This is a genomic window from Leucobacter sp. L43 (genome assembly GCF_016597785.1).
GTDB classification, from domain to species: domain Bacteria; phylum Actinomycetota; class Actinomycetes; order Actinomycetales; family Microbacteriaceae; genus Leucobacter; species Leucobacter alluvii.
This window is the reverse complement of record NZ_JAENJG010000001.1, coordinates 287,641-311,914: the sequence shown is the minus strand read 5'-3', so window position 1 is coordinate 311,914 and position 24,274 is coordinate 287,641. Positions and strand designations below refer to the sequence as shown.

The window sequence follows — 24,274 nt, the reverse complement described above, 5'->3', positions numbered from 1 at the left end:
ATCTCGGAAGCGAGTTCGACGTGACCCTCGGCTACCTGATCGGCAAACAGCGGACCGAGATGTCTCGACCTCTTCAAGTAAACGCTCCCACCGCGAACGCGATGGGAGCCGAAGGAGTAGGGCGTGCGGGACTTGAACCCGCGACCGATGGATTATGAGTCCAGTGCTCTAACCGACTGAGCTAACGCCCCCTGGGCAACCGTTTCATCTTAGCCGCGGCGCGCATCGATTTCGAGCTCGGCGGCCGCCTGCGGATTCTGCACGGGTGCAGGGATCTCACCGGGGTCGTAGCCCGCCCCGATGAGGGAGGCGGCGCGCTCCGTGTGCTGACTGAAGTCGAGCATGTCCGTGCGAAGTCCGAGGTCTCGGTCGACGTGCAGGGCCATGGAGTGCGCCGCGTTGCGCACGTCTCGCGCTTCGATCGCTCGGAGTACGGCGCCGTGGTCGAGATGCATGGTTTCGATCGTGGTGCCCAGGATCACCCGGCCCTGCGTGCGCGCGCGCTGCAGAACGGAGATGACGCCGAGATACAGGTCGAGCAGCAGTTTGCTGCCGCTCGCCTCGACGACCAGCAGGTGGAATGAGCCCGGGGTCGTGCTTTGCTCGCACGTGATGACTTCGTCTCGTTCCGCATGCTCATCGCGGAGGGCCGCGGCGCGCAGCGCCTCGAGCTGCGTTTCGCTCCGGTGCACAGCAGCGTGCTGAGCGGCCTCGATCTCGAGGGAGCGCCGGTAGACGAGCACCTCTTCGAGGTCGTGGTCTCCGAGGAATTCGGTGAGCAGCGTGCTCACGGGAGTTCGCGAACGCACGAACGTGCCGACGCCGGGCACGGTCTCCAGCATTCCAAAGGCGGCGAGCGAGCGAACCGCTTCGCGCACGGTCGACTTGCCGACGCCGATGAGCTCCATCAGCTCGGGCTCTCTGGGGATGAGGTCGCCGACGGCCCACGCGCTCGACGAGATTTTCTCGCGCAAGTAGTCGAGGGTGTCTCGCGCCTTCTGCGAGCCCCGCACGGGAGTGGTCATAGCGAACCTCTGGAACCAGGGGATGGATGGTGGGTCAATGCTATCGGACGCGGAATGGGAGAGGAGTGCGTCGATATGCGTGGCGGTGGAACGTTTCGCGCTTCGACGGACGGGTGGCCACATCAGATGTACAGGGCGCGGAGTGATAGCGTGCTGCTGATACCGCGCGTCCAGGCCTCGCGCCTGGCGTTCGGCGGAAGCGATCAGGAGTACGAGCACTGCGTGCTCACGTCAGAAGGGAAGCCGCATGAACGAGGGAGCCCGGCCGCAGGTCGACCACCGGCACGTCGCCGAGGAGATCAATGCGGCGACGAACTTCACGATGTACGCCGTGTTCAAGGAGCACCGCACCCATGCAGACGGGCGGGTTTCAGGGAGCACGGGGGCAGCGCCGGGCAGCGTGCCGGAGGTGCTGGCTGCCCTTGAACGCATCGACGGGCTCGTCACCCGCGGCTGGTACGACATCTCCGGCTTCCGGGCCGACGCCGACCTGCTCGTCTGGTGGTATGCGCCGACGACGGACGCGCTGCAACTCGCGTACCGAACGCTCTGGGAGTGGAGCCGGGGGCGCCTCTCTCCTGTGTGGTCGAACATCGGCGTGCACCGAGCAGCAGAGTTCAATCGCGGCCACGTGCCGGCGTTCCTCGCCGGTGACGCGCCGAAGGAGTTCTTGTGCGTGTACCCCTTCGTGCGCGGCCGCGACTGGTATCTCCTTCCCGACGCCGATCGTGGCAAGATGCTCCGGGAGCACGGCATGGCAGCACGGGATTACGGCGACGTGCTCGCCAATACGGTCGCGTCGTTCGCTCTGGGCGATTACGAGTGGTTGCTCGCGTTCGAGGCGGATGACCTCGTGCGCATCGTCGACTTGATGCGCGAGCTGCGTGCCACCGAGGCGCGGCGTCACGTGATCGAGGAGACGCCGTTCTTCACCGGCCCGCGCCGATCCGCGGAGCTGCTGCTCGGCCGCGTCATCGGCTGACAATCCCGCGCTTCATCTGGGAAATCCGGGCGTATTAAGGGAGCCTTGCCTTCCTTGCGCACGTGAGAAATCGGCGTAATGTGAAGGGTAATCAGTCACACGAACGAAAGGGATCCACTCGATGTCTACTAAGCAGATCACTGTTCCCGCAGCTCAGGGCGACCTCCACCGTCCCTCCGGTGTGGCTCAGTACCTGACCCCCGTCGTGCACGACCTCATCGCGCTCGCCGTGAATGGCAAGCAGGCTCACTGGCACGTTCGAGGCGAGAACTTCATCGGCGTGCACGAGTACCTCGACACCGTGGTGTCGAATGCGCAGAACGCGGCGGACACCGTCGCTGAGCGCATCGTCGCTCTGGGCCTCCCCGTCGACGCACGCCTCGGCACGGTCGCGGCGCGCGCGACCACCCCCGAGTTGAGCGACGGTTTCCAGCAGTCGAAGGTCACCGTGCGCGAGGTCGTCGCCCAGATCGATGCGACGCTCGCAACGGTGTACGCCGCGGTGAAGGGGCTCGACGACGTCGACCTCGTGAGCCAGGATGTGGTGATCGCGATCGCGCAGGAACTCGACAAGGATCGCTGGTTCCTGTCGTCGCACTTCGCAGAGTAGTTCGCGGGCGCCGGTTGCGGCGTCCTCTAGGAGCGGGCGTGGTCCTTTGGGGATCACGCCCGTTTTTCGTGTCATCACATCAGATGAATGTGTGGTAAATTCCCCGTGTAAGGGGAGCCTTACTCAAGTCCTATCTTTGAGAAAGGTTCGTAGCCGATGGTCGGAACGTTGATGATCGGGCTCCGTGAGGGGCTCGAAGCGGCGCTCGTCGTCAGCGTGCTGCTCGCATACGTCACGCAGCTCGGTCGGCGGGATGTCGCCCGCAAGATCTGGTGGGGAGTCGCTGCGGCGATCCTGCTGTCCTTGATCGTCGGCGGTGTGCTGACGTTCGGTGCCTATGGTCTGTCGTTCCAGGCGCAGGAGATCATCGGGGGATCGCTCTCGATCCTCGCTGTCGTCATGGTCACCTGGATGGTGTTCTGGATGTTGCGGGCCGCGCGCGGCCTGAGCGCGGAGCTCCGTGGGCAGCTGGATCGCGCCATTGTCGGGGGAGGCTGGAGCGTCGCAGTGCTCGCCTTCGTCTCCGTCGGCCGCGAGGGCCTGGAGACTGCGTTGTTCATCTGGGCCACGACTCGCGCGAGTCAGCTCACACCGCTGCTGGGATTCGCGATCGCCGTCTCCGGAATCGTCGTCGCCGTAGTACTCGGCTGGGCGCTGTTCCGGGGGATGATCCGGATCAATCTCACGAGGTTCTTCAGATGGTCCGGAATCCTGCTCATCGTGTTCGCGGCCGGCGTGCTCGCGTACGGAGTGCACGACTTGCAGGAGGCCGGCGTGCTGCCCGGGCCGTTCGCGGAGGCGCCTCCGGGAGCCGGTGCGTTCGCCGCCGCATGGTTCGGCGATGCCGCGTGGGCTTTCCGCATTCCGCACATCATCGCTCCCGACGGTTTCCTCGGCGCGCTGCTCAAGGGGATCTTCGGATTCTCGCCCGAGATGACCAAACTCGAGGTGATCGCTTGGTTCGCGTACCTCGTTCCGACACTCACGCTCTTCCTGCGCGCGTCCTTCGCCCAGGATCGCCATTCCCGTCAGCTTCGCGCGGCCGCCGCAACGGCGCCTGTGCTCTCGAAAGGAACTCCGTGACACACGTTCTCACCCTCCGACGCGCCTCCGGCGGACTGCTCGCCGTCGCAGCCGGCGCTCTCCTGCTCACGGGCTGCGTGCCGAACGCCGCGCCGAGTGCCGACGCGATCGCCGTTACGGCGAGCGACTCCGGTTGCAGTGTCGATGCAGCCGAAGCGGCCAGCGGGACGGTCACCTTCAGCGTGCAGAACGACGGATCGAAGGTCAACGAGTTCTACGTGCTGGGCAGCAACCAGCTCACGATCGTCGGAGAGGTCGAGAACATCGCCCCCGGATCGAGTCGCGATCTCACGGTGCAGGTGGGTCCGGGCGACTACTACACCAGTTGCAAGCCCGGGATGATCGGCGCTGGCGTTGGGCAGGCCGCGTTCACGGTCACGGGGGACGCCCTCGAGACGACGCCGGAGAACGAGGCCGTCGTCGCGCAGTACGTGGGGTACGTCAAAGCTCAGAGCGAAGAGCTGCTGCCCCAGGTGCAAGCCTTCGTCGATGCGTACGCTGCGGGGAACGATGCGGAGGCGAAGCGTCTCTTCCCGCTGGCGCGCATCAACTACGAACGCATCGAACCGACCGCCGAGCAGTTCGGCGACCTGGACCCCAAGATCGACTACCGCAAGCCAGGCGCCGACGAGGAGGGAATCGAGTTCACCGGCTTCCACCGCATCGAGATGGACCTCTGGAATGATGCCGCTGTGGCGAACGGCGACTACCCGGGCGACCCCGACTTGACGCCGCTCACCCCCGAGGAACGCGCGGAGCTGGGCGAGAAGCTCGTGGCCGACGTCACGGAGCTGAAGGAGAAGGTCTCGTCACCCGACTTCACGTTGACCATCGCCGATATCACCGAGGGCGCCAAAGGTCTGCTCGACGAGATCGCGGCGCCTGATGGCAAACTGCCCGGTGAAGAGAACGAGTTCTCGCATACCGACCTCTACGACTTCACGGCGAACGTCGAGGGCGCGCAGGTCGCTTTCGATACCGTGCGCGAGACGGCGGTGGCCAATGGTCATTCCGACCTCGTCGACGAACTGGACCAGCGCTTCGAGGATATGTTCGCCCTGCTCGCCACCTATGGCGACTACGACGACGGCTTCGTCTTCTACGACACGGTGCCGCAGTCGGAGCGCAATGAGCTCGCCGCGCAGCTGAACGCGCTCAGCGAGCCCCTCTCGCAGCTCACCGCGGCGGTCGTGGCGAGTTGACACGATGACTGAAGCATCGCCCGGTGCGGAGCCCCTCCGCCCGTCCCGCCGAAACCTCCTCGGGTTCGTCGGGGCGGGCGTCGCCGGGCTCGCCGCGGGGGCTGCCGCAGGTGGGGTCGCCGCGTCGATCGCGCATACCGGCGGAGGCGGGGCAGGCGGAGGCGGGAGCGTCGTCCCGTTCTTCGGGGCGCACCAAGCTGGCATCACCACTCCAGCTCAGGATCGCCTGCACTTCGCGGCCTTCCGCATGCTCTCGGGCACCACGAGGGACGACCTCGTCGCGCTGCTGCAGGAGTGGACGACGGCCGCTGCGTCGCTCACGAGCGGGCGCTCGATCGGGACTGGGAGCGAACCAGACAATGCGCTGCTGCCTCCTGATGATACCGGCGAGGCCGAGGGGCTGCATGCGGCGCATCTGACGCTCACCTTCGGTGTGGGGCGCGCGCTCTTCGACCCGCGCGACGGGATCGACGATCCGTACGGTATCCGTGCACGGCTGCCGCAGGCGTTCGAGCCGCTGCCGTCCTTCGCCTTCGACTTGCTCGAGCCGGACCAGAGTGACGGTGATCTGTGCGTGCAGGCCTGCGCAGACGACCCGCAAGTCGCCGTACACGCGATTCGCAACCTCGCCCGCATCGCAGCGGGCAGTGCGCACCTGGTCTGGAGTCAACTCGGGTTCGGGCGAACGTCGTCGACCACCCGAGCGCAAGACACCCCGCGCAATCTGTTCGGCTTCAAAGACGGCACGGCGAACGTCATGTCGGAGGAGCGGGAGGCGCTCGACGAGTTCGTCTGGGCGGGGAGCGAAGCGCCCGCGTGGATGCGCGGCGGGAGCTACCTCGTTGCACGGAAGATCCAGATGACGATCGAGACCTGGGACCGAGCGTCGCTGGGGGAGCAGGAGCGGATCATCGGCCGCACCAAGCTCGCTGGAGGCCCGCTCTCTGGCGGCGATGAATTTGCCGCAGCCGACTTCACCGCTGCGGATGCGGTGGATACCGCGTCTCCCGCCATCGACATGGCCTCGCACCTGCGCCTGGCGCATCCGACGAACAATGCCGGGGTGCGCTTGCTGCGTCGCGGATACAACTACGTCGACGGATCGAACACTCTCGGACAGTTGGGTGCCGGGCTCTTCTTCATTTCCTACCAGCGCGATCCTGCAGCGTTCGTGCGCGTCCAGCGGTCGCTGAAGTCCGATCTCCTGAACGAGTACATCAGGCACATCGGCTCGGGTCTCTGGGCGGTGCCGAGAGGTGTACGGCGGGGTGAGTACCTGGCTCAGGCGCTCTTCGAATAGGTCGGTGCGCCAGCAGGGGGTTCGGGTGGCGTCGCCCCGCGATGCCCCCGACGGGAGTCCAGATACTCCTCGACGAACCGGCCGAGCACCATGTGCGACGCGCGAACGTCCGCGGCCTCAGCGGTCGCGATGATGGTGTCGACCTCGGACGGTTCGAAATAGCCGTGCCCGGCGTACGAGCGCACCCGCGAGGTGAACGCGGCGGTGTCGAGTTCGGGGTGGAACTGCGTCGCATACACGTTCTCGCCCACTCGAAACGCCTGTACGGGGCAGGTCGGCGAACTGGCCAGGACCGTGATGCTCGGAGGCACCTCGCTGATGGCCTCCTTATGCCCGACGAAGGCATCGAACGAGGGCGGGAGCTCGTGCAGAAGCGCGTCGGTGCGTCCTGCCGCCGTCAGGCTGATGCGGACCGCTTGGGAGGGTTCGCCATACGTCCGGTCGACGCGGGCTCCCTGGTGGGACCCGATGGTGCCGACGCCGTAGCAGACTCCGAGGAACGGGAAATCGCGACGGACGACGTCGTCGAGCAGGGCGGCCAGCTCGCGTTCGACGCGTCGTTCCGTCGCCGACTTGCGATCTTCCGGCTCGCTGACGGTGAACGGGCTCCCCGCGAGGATGATGCCGGAGTACCGCGCGAACTCGATCGTGCCGATCGGCGCGCGATCGGCACGAATCCATTCGAGCTCATCGGGCAGCAGGCCGGTCAACCGGCAGTACGCGGCGTGCTCATGCGCAGCGACGTCGTCCTCGCCGCGCGTGGTGATGAGCAGGAACGGCTTCATCCTTCTACCGTACCGCGCGCGAGGCGGACGCCGTCCACGCCGCGTCATCCGCGGTCACGGGCGACCTCGCCCCCGGTCCTACTCGTACGAGCGGATCGCGAGGACCGCGTTGTGACCGCCGAAGCCGAACGAATTCGAGATCGCGAGCTGCGGCCCGTCGCCGAGCGACTGCTGGTCGCTCGAGACGGTGAGCGGGATCTCAGGATCCTTCGATACGAGGTTGATCGTGGGCGGGGCGATGCGGTGCTGCACCGCGAGCACCGTGAAGATCGCCTCGAGCGCACCCGTGCCGCCGAGCAGGTGGCCGGTCGCGGCTTTCGTCGCCGATACCGGGATCTCGTTCACGCGGTCGCCGAAGACGTTGCGCAATGCGGTGTACTCCGCGATGTCACCCACCGGCGTCGACGTTGCGTGCGCGTTGATGTGCGTGACGTCGTCAGCGGTCGCGCCCGCCTGCTCCAAGGCGAGCTCGACGGCGCGGCTCGCACCTTTGCCTTCCGGGTCGTTCGCGGTGATGTGGTACGAATCCGCGGTCACTCCGCCGCCGGCGATCTCCGCGTAGATCTTCGCGCCGCGTGCGAGCGCGTGCTCTTCGGTCTCGAGCACGAGCGCGCCAGCGCCCTCACCCATGACGAAGCCGTCGCGATCGGTGTTGTACGGGCGCGACGCCGTAGCGGGGGAGTCGTTGCGCTTCGACAGCGCCTGCGCCGAGTTGAAGGAAGCGAGCGTGATGGGGTGGATCGCGGCTTCAGCCCCGCCAGCGATCACGACATCGGCGAGCCCGAGCTGGAGATGCTCGTATGCGTTCGCGATCGACTCGGTGCTCGATGCGCAGGCCGAGGCGACCGTGCGCGCGTATGCACGAGCCTCGAGGTGCATGGATACGGCTGCGGCGGGAGCGTTCGGCATGAGCATCGGAACCGTGAGCGGCATGACGCGGCGCGGGCCCTTCTCACGCAGGGTGTCCCAGGCGTCGAGGAGGGTCCACAGGCCGCCGATGCCGGTCGCCCAGTCCACGCCCAGGCGCTCCGACTCGACGCTCGGGCTGCCCGCGTCGGCCCACGCCTCGAGCGCGGCGACGAGAGCGAAACGACTCGACGGGTCCAGGCGCTTTGCGACGGGACGCTCGAGCACCTCAGCCGGGTCGACCTTCGCCGTGCCGGCGAAACCGACTGCGAGGCCGTACTGCTCGACCCAGTCGTTCTCAAGCGTGCGAACTCCGGATTCTCCGGCGAGCAGGGCTCGCCAGCTCTCGGGAGCCGTTCCGCCGAGGGGTGAGGAGGCTCCGATGCCGGTGACAACGATCTTCTTCGTCATGATGTTCGTGCTCCGCGTTCTGAGTGGGGCTGAAGTCGAGGGAAAGTTGAGGGAGGAGCGAGCGCGGCGGGCCCTGTCGGGTGGACGTGTCCGTTGACCGCCGCGCTCCGCTCGATACCGCGTGCTTAGGCCTGAGCCTTCACGATGAAGTCGACGGCGTCGCCGACGGTCTTGAGGTTCTTGACTTCCTCGTCGGGGATCTTGACGTCGAACTTCTCCTCTGCGTTGACGACGATCGTCATCATCGAGATCGAGTCGATGTCGAGGTCGTCCGTGAACGACTTGTCGAGTGCGACGACGTCCGCCGCGATGCCGGTCTCATCGTTGACGAGCTCGGCCAGACCTGCGAGGACCTCTTCATTGCTGAATGCCATTGTGTGTTTCTCCTTGATCGGGGTTTCGGTCGGTGAAAAGTGTATGTCGCGCAGCGGGGTGCGCGGGTTCGACGCGCGAGGGGAGCGCGTCGTGGCGGTGTCAGGGAATCTCGATGACCTGGGCGCCGTAGACGAGGCCTGCACCGAATCCGATGGTCAGTGCGAGCCCTCCGGAGAGCTCGGGCCGTTCCTGCAGTAGCGCGTCCAGCGCGAGCGGAATCGATGCTGCTGAGGTGTTCCCCTGCATCTCGATGTCACGGGCGATGGCCACCGACTCCGGCAGCTTCAGCTGCTTGGCGAACTCGTCGACGATCCGCATGTTGGCCTGATGGGGGATGAAGGCGGCCAGATCGGAGGCCTCGATACCGGAGGCCTCGAGCGTTTCGCGCGCGACCTTCGCCATCTCCCACACGGCCCACCGGAACACGGTCTGGCCGTCCTGACGGAGTGTCGGCCACGCGACGACTCCGGGGTTGCTGCGGTACTCCTCGAAGGTGGACGTCACGCGAATGGCGTCCCACTTCTCGCCGTCGGATCCCCAGATGGTCGGGCCGATGCCGGTGTGGTCGCTCGGGCCGACGACCACAGCGCCGGCGCCGTCGGCGAGCAGGAAGGAGATGCTGCGGTCCGTCGGATCGACGATGTCCGAGAGCTTCTCGGCGCCGATGACCAGCACGTTGCGGCACACGCCCGAACGCACGAGTGCGTCTGCCTGCGCCACGCCGTAGACGTACCCGGCGCACGCGGCTGAGATGTCGAAGGCCGCCGCCGGTGTGAGGCCGAGACGGTGAGCGGCGAGAGATGCCATCGAGGGAGTCACCGCGACGTTCGAGATGGTCGCGATGATGACTCCGTCGATCTCTGCGCGATCGAGACCCGACCTCTGAATCGCGGATTCCGCCGCCTCGACGGCGAGGTCGACGGCTCCGATCGAACGGCTCGCGCGTCGCCGTTGCACGATGCCGGTGCGCTGGCGGATCCACTCATCGGAGGAGTCGATCGGGCCGACGAGATCGTCGTTCGGGATATCGAGGTCGCCGCGTGCGGCGCCGATGGAGAGGATGCGGGAATGAGCAGGGCCCGAGGGCTGCACGAGAGCAGGCATGTGCACGGTTCCGTTTCGGTCAGGCAGCGGGGCCGGTGACGAGTGCCACGGCCGCGTCGAGATCATCAGGGGTCTTGATGGCGACAGCCGGCGTGCCCTTGAGCGCACGCTTCGCGATGCCGGTCAGAGCGCCGGCGGGTGCGAGTTCGACGAGGCCGGTGATGCCGGCCTCGTCGAAGCCCGCCATGCAGGCGTCCCAGCGCACTGGGTTCGCGATCTGAGACACGAGGAGGTCGACGAAACGACCCCCGTCGGTGACGCGCGAGCCGTCGGCGTTGGTCCAGAGCGGATGACGAGGATCGGTCGGCGTCACGCCTTCCGCGGCCTCGCGCAGCAGGGGGATGGCGGACGCCATCGCATCGGTATGGAACGCACCCGCGACCTGGAGAGCGATCACGCGCGCTCCGCGCGGCGCATCGGCGGCGAGGGCGTCCAGGGATGAGCGGCTTCCGGCTGCGACGATCTGTCCTCCGCCGTTGCGATTCGCGGGGGTGAGGCCGTGCTCGTCGATCTTGGCGAGCACATCGGCTTCGACGCCGCCCACGACGGCCGCCATACCGGTGTCGGCGCGGGCGGCGGCATCGGCCATCGCGCGCCCGCGGACCGCGACGAGACGCAGCGCCTCGGCCTCGGTCAATACGCCGGCAGCTGCCGCTGCGGCGAACTCGCCCACCGAGTGGCCGGAGATCCCGGCATCTGCGATGGAGACGCGAGCTGACAGTTCCCGCCAGGCGAGGAGGCTCGCAGCGACGATCAGCGGCTGCGCGATCGCGGTGTCGCGAATCGTGTCGGCGTCGCTCTGCGTGCCGTGGGCGATCAGATCGACGCCCGCGTGCTCCGAGGCCTCTCCGAGGAAGTCGCGGGCGCCCGGCAGCTCGAGCCAGGGTGCGAGGAAGCCGGGGGTCTGGGAGCCCTGTCCAGGGCAGGCGATAACAATCACGTGTTCCAGTTTCTCAGATCATGGCCGTGCAGCCTGCATATTTCCGACCACACTTTGCGGATTTCTTTGTGGAATCTCGTCAGAGGCGTCGCCGTCATCGGCCACGAGGGCTCGCTAGCGCGACCCTTCCCGCTTCGGAGCCGGGGCGCGGCGGCCGTGTTGCGCGATCGACCCGGCGATGAGCGCGGACTGCAGAATGAGGGCTTCGCGCGCACCGGTGGCATTCCACCCGATGACGTCGGAGACCTTTTTCAGGCGGTAGCGCACCGTATTCGGATGAACGAACAGCTCTCGTGCGGTCGCCTCCAGCGACCTTCCGTTGTCGAGGTAGCACCAGAGCGTCTCGAGGAGCTCGCCAGAGTGCGCGGCGAGCGGTTCGTAGATCTGCTCGATGAGGGTGCGTCGTGCGAGTCCGTCTCCCGCGAGCGCGCGCTCGGGAAGGAGATCGTCGGCCGCCACCGGGCGGGGTGCGTGACGCCACGAGCGTGCGACGGCGACCCCGGCGAGTGCCGCTCGAGCGCTGCGCGATGCATCCACCAGATTCTCGACGGTGGGGCCCAGCACGAGCGGCCCATCCGAGAACCCGTCGGCGAGCCGTTGCGCGATCTCGAGGAATGACAGCCGCTCGGCAGCACCATTGGCCCCCGGCTCGGGGAGGGGCGCGTCGAGGCGTCCGAGCACGAGCACGAGACGTGTGCCCTGCAGGCCGATCAGCACATCTGCGCCCGCGTGGCGAGCCGAGCGTCGCAACTGGTCGACGTCCACATAGCGTTCTGCGGTGCCGACGAGAACGGCGGCCTCTCCATCGCCGTGCCAACCGAGCGCCGCGATTCGACTGGGCAGCTCGTCATCGCTCTCGCCCGTCAGAATCGAGTCGACGACGAGCGCTTCGAGGCGGGCGTCCCAGAGCCCGCGCGCCTCCGCTGCTCGCGCATAGACGTCGGCGGCCGCGAAGGCCACGTCGCGCGAGTAGTGGAGCACGGCCTCCCGCAGCGCCTCGCTCTTCGGCGCCACGCGATCCTCCACCACCGAGACCACGACCCGGATCAACTGCAGGGTCTCCTGCAGACTGATCGATCTGAGCAGCTCGCGCGGAGCGGCGCTGAAGACGTCGGACGCGATCCAGGGCGTCGACGTCGGGTCTTCGTACCACTGGATGAACGAACTGATGCCGGTCTGGGCGACCAGCCCGATCGCCGATCGCCGGCTCGGCGGCATATTCCCGTACCAGGGGAGTGTGTCGTCGAGCCGGGTGATCGTGCGGGTCGAGAGCTCACCGGTGATCGTGCGGAGCCACGCGAGCTCCTGCGCTTTCGTTCGATCCATGGGCGTGGCGTCGGGCTGCATCGGGGCGTCCGTCAGGACTCCCCGCCTGCGCCGCCCGTCGAGCCGGCGTTCACGTCGCCGAGGCGATACTGCTCGGCAGCGCGGCGAGGCACGTCGGCGTCGATCTTGCCCTGCAGCGCGAGACGCTGCAGCACCTTCACGACGACCGATTCCCGGTCGATGCCGAAGTAGCGACGCGCCGCTGCGCGAGTGTCGGAGAACCCGAAGCCGTCGGCGCCCAGCACCGAGTAGTCGTTCGGAACGAACGCGCGGATCTGCTCGGGCACCTGGGTGGCCCAGTCGCTCACGGCGACGACGGGTCCGTCGGAACCTCGCAGCTTCTCGGTCAGGTACGGCACCCGCGGCTCGTCGCCGAAGTTGCGGAAGTTGTGATCCTCCGCTGCGACGCCGTCACGACCGAGCTCGGTCCAACTCGTGACGCTCCACACATCAGCGGCGACGTCCCAGTCGCGGGCGAGGATCTGCTGCGCCTGGAGCGCCCACGGCACGGCCACGCCGGACGCGAAGATCTGCGCACTGTGCGTGCCGGACTCCGCGGCGCGAACCTTGTGGATGCCGCGGACGATTCCCTCGACGTCGACGTTCTCGGGCTCAGCAGGGTGCACGATCGGCTCGTTGTAGACCGTCAGGTAGTACATGACGTTCGGATCCGGGTGCTCTCCGCCGTACATGCGCTCGATACCCGAACGCATGATGTGCCCGAGTTCGTAGCCGTACGCCGCGTCGTACGAGACGACCGCGGGGTTGGTCGCGGCGAGTGCGATCGAATGGCCGTCGGCGTGCTGCAGCCCCTCGCCGGTGAGCGTGGTGCGGCCGGCGGTGGCGCCGATCACGAAGCCGCGCGCCATCTGATCGCCGGCAGCCCAGAATGCGTCGCCCGTTCTCTGGAACCCGAACATCGAGTAGAAGATGTAGACGGGGATGAGGGGCTCGCCCTGCGTCGAGTACGAGGTGCCGACCGCGGTGAACGCGGCGGCGGCGCCCGCCTCGTTGATGCCGACGTGGATCAGCACGCCCTGCGGGCTCTCCTTGTACGCGAGCAGCAGCTCGCGGTCGACGGAGACGTAGTTCTGCCCGTTGGGGTTGTAGATCTTCGACGTGGGGAAGTACGAATCCATGCCGAAGGTACGGGCCTCATCGGGGATGATCGGCACGATGCGCGGGCCGAACGACTTGTCGCGCATCAGGTCCTTGAGGAGGCGGACGAAGACCATCGTCGTCGCGGCCTCCTGCGTGCCGGATCCCTTCGCGGCGATGGCGTACGTCTTCTTCTCGGGCAGCGCCAGCTCGGTGTGCTTCGTGCGGCGCTCGGGAAGGTATCCGCCGAGCTCGCGACGGCGCTCATGGATGTACTGGATCGCCTCGTCATCGTTGCCCGGGAAGTAGTACGGCGGGCGGTACGGATCGGCTTCGAGCTGCGCATCGGAGATCGGAATGCGCATGGTGTCGCGGAACGTCTTGATGTCGTCCAGCGTCATCTTCTTCATCTGATGCGTCGCATTGCGACCCTCGAAGTGCGGGCCGAGCCCGTAGCCCTTGACCGTCTTCGCGAGAATGACCGTCGGGCGACCCTTGTGCGCGAGCGCTGCGGCGTACGCCGCGTAGACCTTGCGGTAGTCGTGACCGCCGCGGCGGAGCTGCCAGATCTGATCGTCGCTGTAGTCGTCGACGAGATGCATGGCGCGCTCGTCCTTGCCGAAGAAGTGGTTGCGGATGTACGCGCCGTTCTCGGCCTTGTACGTCTGGTAGTCGCCGTCGGGCGTCGTGTTCATGATGTTGAGCAGCGCGCCGTCGACGTCGCGCTCAAGCAGATCGTCCCACTCGCGACCCCAGATGACCTTGATGACGTTCCAGCCGGCGCCGCGGAAGTAGCTCTCGAGCTCCTGGATGATCTTGCCGTTGCCGCGGACCGGACCGTCGAGGCGCTGCAGGTTGCAGTTGATGACGAAGGTCAGGTTGTCGAGGCCCTCGTTCGCTGCGACCTGGAGCTGGCCGCGGCTCTCGACCTCGTCCATCTCGCCATCGCCGAGGAAGGCCCAGACGTGCTGGTCAGAGGCATCTTTGATGCCGCGGTTCGTGAGGTACTTGTTGAGCTGCGCCTGGTAGATGGCGTTGATCGGACCGAGTCCCATCGACACCGTGGGGAACTGCCAGAACTCGGGCGCCAGGCGCGGATGCGGGTAGCTGGGAAGGCCGCCGCCCGCGTGCGACTTCTCCTGACGGAACCCGTCGAGCTGGTCGGCGGTGAGCCGCCCCTCGAGGAAGGCCCGTGCGTACATGCCGGGGGAGGCGTGCCCCTGCGCGAAGATCTGGTCGCCGCCGCCCGGGTGATCCTGACCGCGGAAGAAATGGTTGAACCCGACCTCGTAGAGAGAGGCGGCCGACGCGTACGACGAGATGTGACCGCCGACGCCGATGCCGGGGGCCTGCGCGCGGTGCACGGTCATCGCCGCGTTCCAACGGATCCACGAGCGGTACTTGCGCTCGAGCTCCTCGTTGCCCGGGAAGTCGGGCTCGTCGTCGGAGGCGATCGTATTGACGTAATCGGTGGTCGGCACCTGGGGCACGTTGAGGTGCAGCTGCCGCGAGCGGTCGAGCAGGCTCGTCATGATCTCGCGGCCGCGCCCTGCGCCCCGCTCTTCGACGACCGCGTCGAGGGACTCGCGCCATTCGGCGGTCTCCTGCGGATCCTGATCTTCGTTCCCGCTTGCGTAGGGATCCTGCGTGTTGACGGCCAAGATTGTGCTCCATTCACCATGAGGCGTGCAGGAGCCAGAACCGCTGGTTGGTGCGTCGGCGCGCTGCACGAAAGGCGCCCGCTGGATTCGCGGGTGTGGCTCCAGACTATCGAATTTGTACGAAGGATCATTCAGCCGACGCCCATCGTGTGTGATTTCAGCACAATCCGCACGGTGTTCGGTGTTTGGCTACAGTTGGTCGCACTGCATCGCGATCGGGTCGATCGGCCGGAATAGGAGTCCTCATGGTGCTCGCTGCGGGTGCGCTGGCGCCCGATTTCACGCTGTCGGATCAGTTCGGCGCGGAGGTCGCTCTGTCTGAGCTGCTGCTCGATGGTCCCGTCGCGCTGGTCTTCGTGCCGTTCGCCTTCTCGCGCATCTGCACCGCGGAGTTCGCCGAGCTGTCTGCGAGCCGGGGCCTGTTCGCAGAGCACTCGGTGCGATTGATCGGCGTCACGGTCGATTCGGTGTGGGCGCTGAGAGCCTGGGCCGAGCACGAAGGATTCGAGTTTCCGATTCTCTCTGATTTCTGGCCGCACGGCGCTGTCTCGCGCGCGTACGGCGCCTTCGTCGAACGCACGGGCGCAGCCTCGCGTGCGAGCGTTTTGATCGGTCGCGACGGACTCGTCGCCGCGTCCTTCGAATCACCGGTGGGCGAAGCTCGCCCGCTCGCCGACTACGGCGACGCGCTTCGAGCCCTCGCTGCGGAATGACGAGCGCCAAGTGCGCCGTGAGCCTCCCGATTTCTCGGCGGGCCGGGGATTCCCCTAAGCTATGGGGTGCCGCAACGCGGCATCGGGCCTGTAGCTCAGTTGGTTAGAGCATCTCGTTTACACCGAGAGGGTCGGGGGTTCGAGTCCCTCCGGGCCCACCAGATTCATCAGATGCCGTGCGTACACCGTGCACCTCGTGTTGCGCTGCCGTACCGAGGAATTCGGCTCGCAGGCAGCGATCGATATTCTCGATCCATGGCTTCTCCCTCACAGAGCGTTCTGTTCCTGCACGGCATCGGCGCCGGCCCTGAATCCTGGGACGCTCAGATCGATGCTCTTCCGTCTGAGTTCAGCGGATTCGCTCCTCGGGTCGCGGGTCTGACCGGCGACGGCAGCGCGGATTTCTCCCTGACTGACGCTGCCGGAGACGTGGCCGCCGAACTCGATCGTCGCGGAATCGAACGAGCGCATATCTGCGGGTTGTCGCTCGGCGCGATGATCGCGATACGGTTTGCGATCGACTATCCGAACCGTGTGTCCTCGTTGGTGCTTTCGGGTGCGCAGGTTCGCCCGAACCCGGCGCTGATGGCACTGCAGAGCGCGATCATGCGAGTACTGCCGAGCCGATTGGTCGCTCCTCCGGGAATGAGCAAACCCCGCATGCGCGCAGTACTCCGATCGATCGCTCGCGCGGACCTCCGGGAAGAGCTTTCACGAATCACAGCGCCGACACTCGTTCTCTGCGGCCTCCGAGACCGCCCGAACCTTCCCGCGGCGCGAGAGCTCGCTGCAGGAATCACCGATGCGAAACTCCAGCTCGTACCCGACGCCGGGCACGAATGGAACATCAGTCGGCCCGAAGCGTTCAGTAAGCGCCTCAATGCTTTTTACGCGCATCAAACCGAGGGCCGGGCATTTCAGTGACCGGAGAGGGCTGGCGTCGAGTCTGACTCGAGCACGGCATCGCGCCGTTTCCCTCCGGGCCCACCATCACCTACCTCGGCAGTGCCGCTTCGATCGCCGACACGATCGAGGGGTCATCGGGTTCGACGGTGGGGCGGAAGCGCGCGACCGACCCGTCGGGAGCGACCAAGAACTTCTCGAAGTTCCACTTCACCCGCCCGGCCTTGCCGTCAGCATCCGGGATCTCGCGGAGCTGCTCGTACAGGGGGTGCTTGCGACGCCCGTTCACTTTCACCTTCTCCATGAGGGGGAAGGTGACGCCGTACGACGTGGAGCAGAACGTCTTGATCTCCTCGCCGTCACCGGGCTCCTGATTCATGAACTGGTTGCACGGGAATCCGAGTACGGTGAACCCGCGATCGCCGTACTGCCGCTGCAGGGCCTCGAGCTTCTCGTACTGCGGCGTCAGCCCGCACTTCGACGCGACGTTGACGACGAGCACCGCCCGGTCGGCGTAGTCGGCGAGGGAGACCGGGTCGCCGTCGATGGTCGTGAATGAGATATCGCGAAGCTGCATGTCCACAGCCTAGGCCAGCGGCGCGACGGAATGAACCGGCCGCACGATACGTTGGAATCGGTGTCGGGGTGCGTTCGCATTCCGTTGAGTCTGAGAGAGGCACGGTGCGCATGAGTTCGGCCCCGGAGAATGCAACGGTGGGATTCGACGCGAGCGGGGTGACCGGCGCGGATGCGCTGAAACAGGCCTTCAGGGAACACCCCGCCGGCGTCGCGCTCATCACCGCGATGACGGAGGATGGGCCGGTGGGGCTGACCGCCTCCAGCGTCGCCTCCGTTGGGATCGATCCGCCGGCGATCGCCTTCTCCGTCACGCGCGCCACGGGCAGCGCCGGCGGCGTGCTGAGCGCCGACACGCATCTCGTGCATCTCCTCGACTCGCGTCACGCGGAGGTCGCGCAGGCGTTCGCCGTGTCGGGCGCTGAGCGCTTCACCGCCGCGCAGGGGTGGTCGTCTCTCGCCACAGGCGAGCCGTACCTGCCTGCCTCGCGAGTCGCGCTGCGCTGCCGCCCGCTCCACACGCTCGGCGTCGGATCCTCGGTGGTCGTGGTCGCCGAGGTGCTCGGAGCCGTGTTCGGGGATGCCGCTGATCCGATGGTGTACGTGGATCGCCGCTTCCACACGCTGCCCTCAGCCGAACGCCCCTAGCATCGACAGCACGACCAGAGGAGAACCGATGAGCGCATCGTCCGAATCATCCGAATCGTCCATGGGAAGCTACGTGACCGGAGGCGCCTTCGAGCGCGACACTCAGTACATCGAGGATCGCATCGTCGCCGACCCGGAGGCCGTGGCCGCGATGCCGGCCCCGCCGGAGTCGAAGATCGGCTCGCTCGGCTTCGGACTCTCAGAGGGGGCGGAAGCGTGGCCGGTCGAGCCGGGACGGTACCGCCTCATCGCGGCCGCGGCTTGCCCGTGGGCGAATCGCACGCTCATCGTGCGGCGATTGCTCGGACTCGAAGACGTCATCTCGCTCGGGCAGCCGGGGCCGGTGCACGATGCGCGGTCCTGGACCTTCGATCTCGACCCCGATGGCCGCGACCCCGTGCTCGGCAGCGAGCGATTGCAGGAGCACTACTTCAGGCGGTTCCCCGGGTACCCGCGCGGGATCACCGTGCCGGCGATCGTCGATGTGCCGAGCGGTGGCGTCGTGACGAACAACTATCCGCAGATGACGCTCGACTTCTCGACCGAATGGCGCGAGTTCCACCGGCCCGGGGCTCCCGACCTGCTGCCCGTCAAGCTCGTCGACGAGATGTGGCCGGTGATGGAGCGGATCTTCACGGAGGTGAACAACGGCGTCTATCGCTGCGGCTTCGCGGGCAGCCAGGAGGCGTACGACGCCGCTTACGAGCGGCTGTGGACGGCGATGGACTGGCTCGAGGAGCGTCTCTCCACGCGCCGGTTCGTGATGGGCGACACCATCACGGAGGCCGACGTGCGCCTCTTCACGACGCTGGCGCGCTTCGATCCGGTGTATCACGGGCATTTCAAGGCGAATCGCAACAAACTCAGCGAGATGGAGCACCTCTGGGGGTACGCACGAGATCTCTTCCAGACGCCCGGCTTCGGCGACACCATCGATTTCACGCAGATCAAGCAGCACTACTACGCCACGCACTCCGACATCAACCCGACGCGGATCGTGCCACTCGGACCCGACCTCTCGAACTGGGAGACCCCTCACGGGCGCGAGCGTCTGGGCGGAGAGCCGTTCGGCGACGGCACGCCGCCCGCTCCGCGGCGCTAGCGCGGAACCGCGACGCCGACGGTGTCGAGGTTTCGCGCCTTGTCACGACGTTCGACGGCGATCCCGGCGAGTGCGAGCGCCATGCCGATGACGCCGAGCACGACGCCGACCCAGCCGGGTGCGAGATAGCCGAGGCCCCCGGCGATGGCGAGTCCTCCGAGCCATGCGCCCAGGCTGTTGCCGACGTTGAACGCGGCATGGTTGATGGCGGCGCCGAAAAGCGCCGCTTCCCCTGAGACGCGGATGAGGCGCGACTGGATGGACGGCATGAGAACCGACGACGTCACACCGAGGAGGAACGTCGTCACGATGAGCCCAACGGGATGCCAGGCGACGAGGGCGTACGCGATGAGCACGGCGATGAACGAGCTGAAGCCGAAGACGATCGTGCGGGTGAGATCTTTGTCGCTCGCCCAGCCGCCCGCGAGATTGCCGATGGTCATCCCGAGGCCCAGACCGGCCAGCACCCACGGCACCGCCGCCTCCGGAAGCCCCGTGAGCCGCGTCGTGACCTCGGCGATGTACGAGTACACGGCGAAGAACCCGCCGAACCCGATGGCACCGACACCGATCATGATCCACAGTCGGTAGTTGCGGAGTGCCGAGAGCTCGCGCATGGCACTGCGCGACGGGTTTCCGGGGAAGCGTGGGAGAAAGGCGACACACAGCAGGAGCGTCGCGGTGAAGATCACCGCGACGAGCACGTACGCCCAGCGCCATCCGGCGACCTGGCCGATCCATGTGGCGATCGGAACGCCGACGACGTTGGCGACAGTCAGGCCCGAGAGGGCGAGCGCGATCCCTCTGCCCTGCATTCCCGGGCCCATGATGCGAGCGGCGAGAAGCGACGCGACGCCGAAGTAGGCGCCGTGCGGCAGCGCAGCGATGAAGCGCGCGATCGCGAGCGATCCGAACGTCGGCATGAAGACGGAGGCGATCGTGCCGAGGATGAAGAGCCCCAAGAGGAGGAAGGCGAGCTTCGTCTGCGACATGCGGGCGGCCAGCACCGCGAAGGTGGGTGCGCCGACCACCACGCCGAGCGCATAGGCGGTGATCAGCCAACCCGCTCGCGCGATGACCGTGTCGGGCGACTCGGCGAAACCCGGCAGGAGGTCGTGGGCGATCTCCGGGAGGAACCCCATCGTCGCGAACTCCGTCACGCCGATCCCGAAACCGCCGAGAGCGAGTGCGAAGAGCGCGAATCCGCGGCGAAGCGGCGTGAGGTGGGTCATCGAGAGACGCCTTCCCGGAAGTGTGCGGAGCGACGTGCGCGACGCCGAAGAACTGCCGCGTCACGGCGACCCAGCAAGACTACCGGGTGGATCTCACCAGCCGCGCGCCAGCCAGTTCTCGAGGGCGGGCTGCTCCGATGCGATCGTGGTCCCTGCTCCATGGCCGGGCCGCACGGATGTCTCGCCGGGGAGCGGGAACAACCGTGTGCGGATCGAATCGATGATCTCGGGAAAGCTCGAGTACTCCCACCGGGTCGCGCCGGGACCGCCCTGGAAGAGCGTGTCCCCGGAGAAGACCGTCTCGAGCGAGGGCGCGGCGAAGCAGACGGAGCCGGGCGTGTGACCCGGGGTGTGGAGCGTCGTCAGCTCCACACCCGAGACCATGAACGAAGCGGCGTGGGCGAGCTCGATGTCGGGAAGCCGGTCGCCGTGCGTCTCGCTCCAGAGGAACAGGTCATCCGGATGCAGGTGGATCAGGGCGTCGAGGCGCTCGGCGAGTTCGACCGCAGCATTGACGTGATCATTGTGACCATGCGTGAGGAGGATGCCGAGGGTCTCGCGATCGCCGACAGCTTCGGCGATCGCGCCGGCGTCATGGCTCGCGTCGATGATGACGACCTGTTCGTCGTCCCCGACGATCCATACGTTGTTCTCGATGGGAAACGCCTCCGGCTCAGCACCGCCGCGATCGACGAGGATCGTGCCCTGAGTCGTCACGCACTCGACCCGTACTTCGTTCATCGGTGCTGGCTCCTGTTCCTGAGACGGTGCGCTATCCACGGGTGATGACGACCGGGCACGGCAGCGCCTGGAGCACGCCGTGGCTCACCGAGCCCAGCAGCAGTCGTGAAATCCCGCCGCGGCCGCGGCTTCCGACCACGAGCAGCTCCGCGTGCTCGGCTGCCTGCACCAGGGCTGCGACCGGCGAGGACTGGATGATCTCGCGGCGCACCTCGAGATCCGGGTATCGATGTGCGATGCCGGCGACACCGATGGCGATCGCCTCCTCCGCCGCGGCGCGCTGAGCTTCGACCAGCTCTTCGCTCCAGAGGTACTCGAGTCCCGGGGTGAGCGGGGGCATCCACGCGTACACGGCGACGAGCGGAACCTCTCGCAGGGACGCCTGCTCGGACGCGAAAGCGATCGCCCGCTTGGAGGCCTCCGACCCGTCGACGCCGACCACCACGGGCGCGTTCGGTCGCGTCTCGGTCTGGGGGATGACGGCGACAGGGCAGTGGGCGGTAGCAGCCACCTTCACCGCGCGCGTGCCGAAGAACGAACCCGAGAAGCGCCCGCCCTGGTGCGCGCCGAGCACCACCAGGTCTGCCCGCTTCGACGCCGCCTCGATCTCGGCGATCGGGTGCCCGACGACGGCGGTTCCCGTGATGGTGCCGGTGAAGCCGAGCTCGCGGGCGTAGACCGTCTCGGCCTGCAGCATCTGCTCAGAGGCCTGCTGCGCTTCCGATAGAAACGCGACGCTCTCGGACAGGAACGAGTCGTCCGCCACATGTATGAGCTCCACGGCGGCGCCGCGCTCCGTGGCTCGCGCGAGGCCCCAGGCGAGCGCGACCCTGCTCTGCTCGGATCCATCGACTCCGATGAGGTACTTCTCAGACATGATCTGTCCTTTCTCTCCGTTGATGTTCGAGTGAGCAGGGCCGCGAGCGACTCAGCTCTCGAGTACCGGAAGGTGGACCGGGTGGCCACCCGCGAGGTGCTCGATGATGCGCACGACCTGGCAGCTGTAGCCGTACTCGTTGTCGTACCAGACGTAGACGACCGCGCTGTCTCCAGTCGCGATGGTCGCGAGGCCATCGACGATGCCGGCGCGGTTGGAGCCGACGAAATCGGTCGAGACGATCTCGTCCGACTCGACGTAATCGATCTGCGTGCGCAGCGCTCCGGTCAGCGAGACCTCTTCCAGGGCGGAGTTGATCTCTTCACGGCTGGTCTCCCGCTCGAGCTGCAGGTTGAGCACAGCCATCGACACGTCGGGCGTCGGCACTCGGATCGCGTTGCCGGTCAGCTTGCCGGCGAACTCGGGGAGCGCCTTCGCGACGGCTTTCGCAGCACCGGTCTCGGCCAGCACCATGTTGAGGGCTGCCGAGCGACCACGTCGAGCGCCCTTGTGGAAGTTGTCGGTGAGGTTCTGGTCGTTCGTGTACGAGTGCACGGTCTCCACGTGCCCCCGCGTGACGCCGAAGCGGTCGTTGAGCACCTTGAGCACGGGGGTGATCGCGTTCGTCGTGCACGAAGCGGCGCTGAGGATCCGCTGGTCATCGCTGATGGCTCCGTGATTGACGCCGTAGACCACGTTCAGCAGCTCGCCCTTGCCCGGTGCGGTGAGCAGCACGCGCGCGATGCCGGGGTTCTCCAGGTGCTGCGCGAGTCCGTCGGCGTCGCGCCAGCGGCCCGTGTTGTCGACGAGGATCGCGTTCTCGATGCCGTACTGGCCGTAGTCGACGCTCGCCGGGTCGTCCGAGTAGATCACCTGGATCCGCACGCCGTTCGCCAGGATGACGTTCTCGTCTTCGAGCACCTTGATGGTGCCGTTGAAGGGGCCGTGGACCGAGTCGCGCTTCAGCAGGTTCGCGCGCTTCTCGAGGTCGTTCTCGGCGCCGCGGCGCACGACGATCGCCCGAAGATTCAGGCCGTTGCCGCTGCCCGTGTGCTCGATGATGATGCGGGCGAGCAAGCGGCCGATCCGGCCGAAACCGTAGAGAACGACGTCGGTGCCGCTCCCGCCTGCAGCGGCATCCGCGGCGGGCAGGGTCTCGCGCAGATACGCGTCGAGATCGTCGCTGCCCGAATCCCGGAACGCCTTGGCGAGGAGCGCGAGGTCGACGGAGGCGGGACCGGGCTGAATGCGCGCCAGAGCCGTCACGATGGCCGAAGTCTCGAAGAGCGGCAGTTCGACGTCATCGATCTTCCGGGCGAAGCTGTGGGCCCGGATGATGTCGATGGGCGATCGGCCGACGAGGCTGCGACCGTGCACGGACATGACGACGTCGTGGTCCCGGTACAGCTGGCCGATGAGCGGGATCATGCGCTCTGCGAGCTCCTGCTTCGCCTTCCACGCTTCGAGGTGATCGTCAGCACGCTGGTTCATGTGAACGGAGGGTTCCTTCCTGAGGAGTACACGAGGGATCGGCCTGCCCGCCGGAGACGTTCGACGTCTCGCCTCCAGTATCCCACGGGCGTGCGGCGAACGCGCCCGGCGCGCGCATGACGCTGTGTGACAGGCGGATTTCGGAGCCCGGCGTCCGTCGCACATCCTGGGATGCGACCCCGCGGGCTGACGGCCCGCATCCCCAATCCCTACATTGAGGAACACTATGACGTTCACGAAGCGCGGCACTCTCGCCGCCTCGCTCACGGCGTGCGCTCTCGCCGCCGCCACCGTTCTCGCCGGGTGCTCGACCGGCGCGTCCGACGATGCTGCCGACTCCGGCGAAGGCTCCGAGACGGTCAAGATCGGCGTCGTCGGCGCAAGCGATCCGTACTGGCAGACCTTCACGGATGCCGCCGCCGACGAGGGCATCACCGTCGAGCTGATCGACTTCACCGACTACAACCAGCCCAACCCGGCGCTGGCCGAAGGCGAACTCGATCTGAATCAGTTCCAGCACATCCAGTACCTCGCCGACTACAACGTGTCGAACGACGACGACCTCGTATCCGTCGGCGCGACCGCGATCTACCCCCTCGCGGTGTTCTCGACGAAGCACGATGCGCTCGAGGACATTCCGGAAGGCGGCACCGTCGCAGTCCCGTCGGATCCGAGCAACCGCGCCCGTGCGTTGAACGTGCTGCAGTCGGCCGAGCTCATCGAGCTCTCCGATGGCGGCACACTCTTCTCGACGCCCGACGACGTGGACGCGGCGAAGTCCAAGGTCGAGGTCACGGAGATGGATGCATCCTTCACGGCGACGTCGCTCGCCGATGTCGATGCCGCGGTCGTGAACAACGACTTCGTCACCGACGCCGGCCTCGAGTTCTCCGAGGCCCTCTACCAGGACGATCCGAGCGACGAGGGAGCGAAGTACTTCATCAACATCTTCGCTGCGCGCGCCGACGACGCCGACAACGAGACGTTCAAGAAGCTGATCGAGATCTACCAGACCAACGAAGAGGTGCAGGCCGGCGTCGCTGAGAACTCGGGCGACTCCGCGATCCTGCTCGACACCCCGGCTGCTGAGCTGCAGGAGATCCAGGACGACGCAGAGGCGCAGATCGCCGAGAGCAAGGGCTGAATCGGCTCGCTGTTTCCGCATAGGATCGGGGCGTTCGGT

Annotated in this window: 23 protein-coding genes and 2 tRNA genes; 11 read left to right on the top strand and 14 right to left on the bottom strand. The window is 66.9% G+C overall.

Annotation, left to right across the window (positions count from 1 at the left end; all coding sequences use genetic code 11):
• Positions 1-117: 117 nt before the first annotated feature.
• Together JE033_RS01460 and JE033_RS01455 are read right to left on the bottom strand one after the other, a co-directional pair.
• Positions 118-191, bottom strand: a tRNA-Ile gene (locus tag JE033_RS01460).
• Between the two features lie 18 nt (positions 192-209).
• The gene (locus tag JE033_RS01455) at positions 210-1,025 is read right to left on the bottom strand and encodes a FadR/GntR family transcriptional regulator (RefSeq protein WP_090148712.1); all 816 of its coding nucleotides are present in this window, start codon (positions 1,023-1,025) and stop codon (positions 210-212) included.
• Between the two features lie 247 nt (positions 1,026-1,272).
• Here JE033_RS01455 and hemQ point away from each other — a divergent pair, with 247 nt between their 5' ends.
• The 5 genes from hemQ to efeB all read left to right on the top strand — a co-directional run bounded on the left by hemQ (position 1,273) and on the right by efeB (position 6,202).
• Positions 1,273-2,007: a hydrogen peroxide-dependent heme synthase gene (gene hemQ, locus JE033_RS01450; protein WP_090148715.1), complete on the top strand. Its 735-nt coding sequence runs from the start codon at positions 1,273-1,275 to the stop codon at positions 2,005-2,007.
• A 121-nt stretch (positions 2,008-2,128) separates the two neighbouring features.
• Positions 2,129-2,617 carry a Dps family protein gene (locus JE033_RS01445; RefSeq protein ID WP_090148718.1) on the top strand — a complete coding sequence of 163 codons (489 nt, stop codon included), beginning with the start codon at positions 2,129-2,131 and terminating at the stop codon, positions 2,615-2,617.
• Between the two features lie 156 nt (positions 2,618-2,773).
• Entirely contained in the window at positions 2,774-3,700 is a 927-nt protein-coding gene (gene efeU / locus JE033_RS14560) for an iron uptake transporter permease EfeU (RefSeq protein ID WP_234037042.1), read from the top strand.
• Entirely contained in the window at positions 3,697-4,902 is a 1,206-nt protein-coding gene (gene efeO, locus JE033_RS01440; RefSeq protein ID WP_370567881.1) for an iron uptake system protein EfeO, read from the top strand. The genes efeU and efeO overlap by 4 nt, the downstream gene beginning before the upstream one ends.
• Before the next feature lie 4 nt (positions 4,903-4,906).
• A complete protein-coding gene (efeB, locus tag JE033_RS01435) occupies positions 4,907-6,202 on the top strand; it encodes an iron uptake transporter deferrochelatase/peroxidase subunit (RefSeq protein WP_200328964.1) in 1,296 nt (431 codons plus the stop codon).
• Here the strand turns inward: efeB and JE033_RS01430 are convergent.
• From JE033_RS01430 to aceE, 7 genes are all read right to left on the bottom strand, one after another.
• Complete coding sequence (locus JE033_RS01430; protein ID WP_234037041.1) at positions 6,184-6,987, bottom strand: glutamine amidotransferase; 804 nt, start codon at positions 6,985-6,987, stop codon at positions 6,184-6,186. The genes efeB and JE033_RS01430 overlap by 19 nt on opposite strands.
• A gap of 78 nt (positions 6,988-7,065) precedes the next feature.
• Positions 7,066-8,304 carry a beta-ketoacyl synthase gene (locus JE033_RS01425; protein WP_200328962.1) on the bottom strand — a complete coding sequence of 413 codons (1,239 nt, stop codon included), beginning with the start codon at positions 8,302-8,304 and terminating at the stop codon, positions 7,066-7,068.
• Positions 8,305-8,429: 125 nt separating this feature from the next.
• Entirely contained in the window at positions 8,430-8,678 is a 249-nt protein-coding gene (locus tag JE033_RS01420) for an acyl carrier protein (protein WP_010157098.1), read from the bottom strand.
• Between the two features lie 100 nt (positions 8,679-8,778).
• Entirely contained in the window at positions 8,779-9,783 is a 1,005-nt protein-coding gene (locus JE033_RS01415) for a beta-ketoacyl-ACP synthase III (protein ID WP_200328960.1), read from the bottom strand.
• Positions 9,784-9,802: 19 nt separating this feature from the next.
• Complete coding sequence (locus JE033_RS01410; RefSeq protein WP_200328958.1) at positions 9,803-10,723, bottom strand: ACP S-malonyltransferase; 921 nt, start codon at positions 10,721-10,723, stop codon at positions 9,803-9,805.
• A gap of 114 nt (positions 10,724-10,837) precedes the next feature.
• On the bottom strand, positions 10,838-12,049 hold the full coding sequence (locus JE033_RS01405; RefSeq protein ID WP_200328956.1) for a CdaR family transcriptional regulator: 1,212 nt from the start codon (positions 12,047-12,049) through the stop codon (positions 10,838-10,840).
• A gap of 32 nt (positions 12,050-12,081) precedes the next feature.
• Entirely contained in the window at positions 12,082-14,808 is a 2,727-nt protein-coding gene (gene aceE / locus JE033_RS01400; RefSeq protein WP_200328953.1) for a pyruvate dehydrogenase (acetyl-transferring), homodimeric type, read from the bottom strand.
• A gap of 245 nt (positions 14,809-15,053) precedes the next feature.
• Between aceE and JE033_RS01395 the strand changes: the two genes are divergently transcribed.
• The 3 genes from JE033_RS01395 to JE033_RS01385 all read left to right on the top strand — a co-directional run bounded on the left by JE033_RS01395 (position 15,054) and on the right by JE033_RS01385 (position 16,445).
• Positions 15,054-15,521 carry a redoxin domain-containing protein gene (locus tag JE033_RS01395; RefSeq protein WP_200328951.1) on the top strand — a complete coding sequence of 156 codons (468 nt, stop codon included), beginning with the start codon at positions 15,054-15,056 and terminating at the stop codon, positions 15,519-15,521.
• Positions 15,522-15,605: 84 nt separating this feature from the next.
• Positions 15,606-15,682, top strand: a tRNA-Val gene (locus tag JE033_RS01390).
• A gap of 94 nt (positions 15,683-15,776) precedes the next feature.
• The gene (locus JE033_RS01385; RefSeq protein WP_200328949.1) at positions 15,777-16,445 is read left to right on the top strand and encodes an alpha/beta fold hydrolase; all 669 of its coding nucleotides are present in this window, start codon (positions 15,777-15,779) and stop codon (positions 16,443-16,445) included.
• Between the two features lie 70 nt (positions 16,446-16,515).
• On the opposite strand, the gene JE033_RS01380 is transcribed toward JE033_RS01385, so the two are convergent.
• The gene (locus JE033_RS01380) at positions 16,516-17,001 is read right to left on the bottom strand and encodes a glutathione peroxidase (protein WP_200328947.1); all 486 of its coding nucleotides are present in this window, start codon (positions 16,999-17,001) and stop codon (positions 16,516-16,518) included.
• Positions 17,002-17,111: 110 nt separating this feature from the next.
• On the opposite strand from JE033_RS01380, the gene JE033_RS01375 reads away from it, so the two are divergent.
• Together JE033_RS01375 and JE033_RS01370 are read left to right on the top strand one after the other, a co-directional pair.
• Entirely contained in the window at positions 17,112-17,648 is a 537-nt protein-coding gene (locus JE033_RS01375) for a flavin reductase family protein (RefSeq protein ID WP_200328945.1), read from the top strand.
• Positions 17,649-17,676: 28 nt separating this feature from the next.
• Entirely contained in the window at positions 17,677-18,750 is a 1,074-nt protein-coding gene (locus JE033_RS01370) for a glutathione S-transferase family protein (RefSeq protein ID WP_200328943.1), read from the top strand.
• Here the strand turns inward: JE033_RS01370 and JE033_RS01365 are convergent.
• From JE033_RS01365 to JE033_RS01350, 4 genes are all read right to left on the bottom strand, one after another.
• Positions 18,747-19,982, bottom strand: coding sequence for an MFS transporter (locus JE033_RS01365; protein ID WP_090148747.1), 1,236 nt, complete (start codon positions 19,980-19,982; stop codon positions 18,747-18,749). The two genes, JE033_RS01370 and JE033_RS01365, sit on opposite strands and share 4 nt — an antisense overlap.
• Positions 19,983-20,075: 93 nt before the next feature.
• Entirely contained in the window at positions 20,076-20,723 is a 648-nt protein-coding gene (locus tag JE033_RS01360; RefSeq protein ID WP_200328941.1) for an MBL fold metallo-hydrolase, read from the bottom strand.
• 31 nt (positions 20,724-20,754) lie between these two features.
• Entirely contained in the window at positions 20,755-21,600 is an 846-nt protein-coding gene (locus JE033_RS01355; protein WP_090148752.1) for a universal stress protein, read from the bottom strand.
• A 51-nt stretch (positions 21,601-21,651) separates the two neighbouring features.
• A complete protein-coding gene (locus JE033_RS01350) occupies positions 21,652-23,091 on the bottom strand; it encodes a glyceraldehyde-3-phosphate dehydrogenase (RefSeq protein ID WP_200328939.1) in 1,440 nt (479 codons plus the stop codon).
• Positions 23,092-23,317: 226 nt separating this feature from the next.
• Between JE033_RS01350 and JE033_RS01345 the strand changes: the two genes are divergently transcribed.
• Entirely contained in the window at positions 23,318-24,235 is a 918-nt protein-coding gene (locus JE033_RS01345) for a MetQ/NlpA family ABC transporter substrate-binding protein (protein ID WP_090148757.1), read from the top strand.
• Positions 24,236-24,274 lie beyond the last annotated feature (39 nt).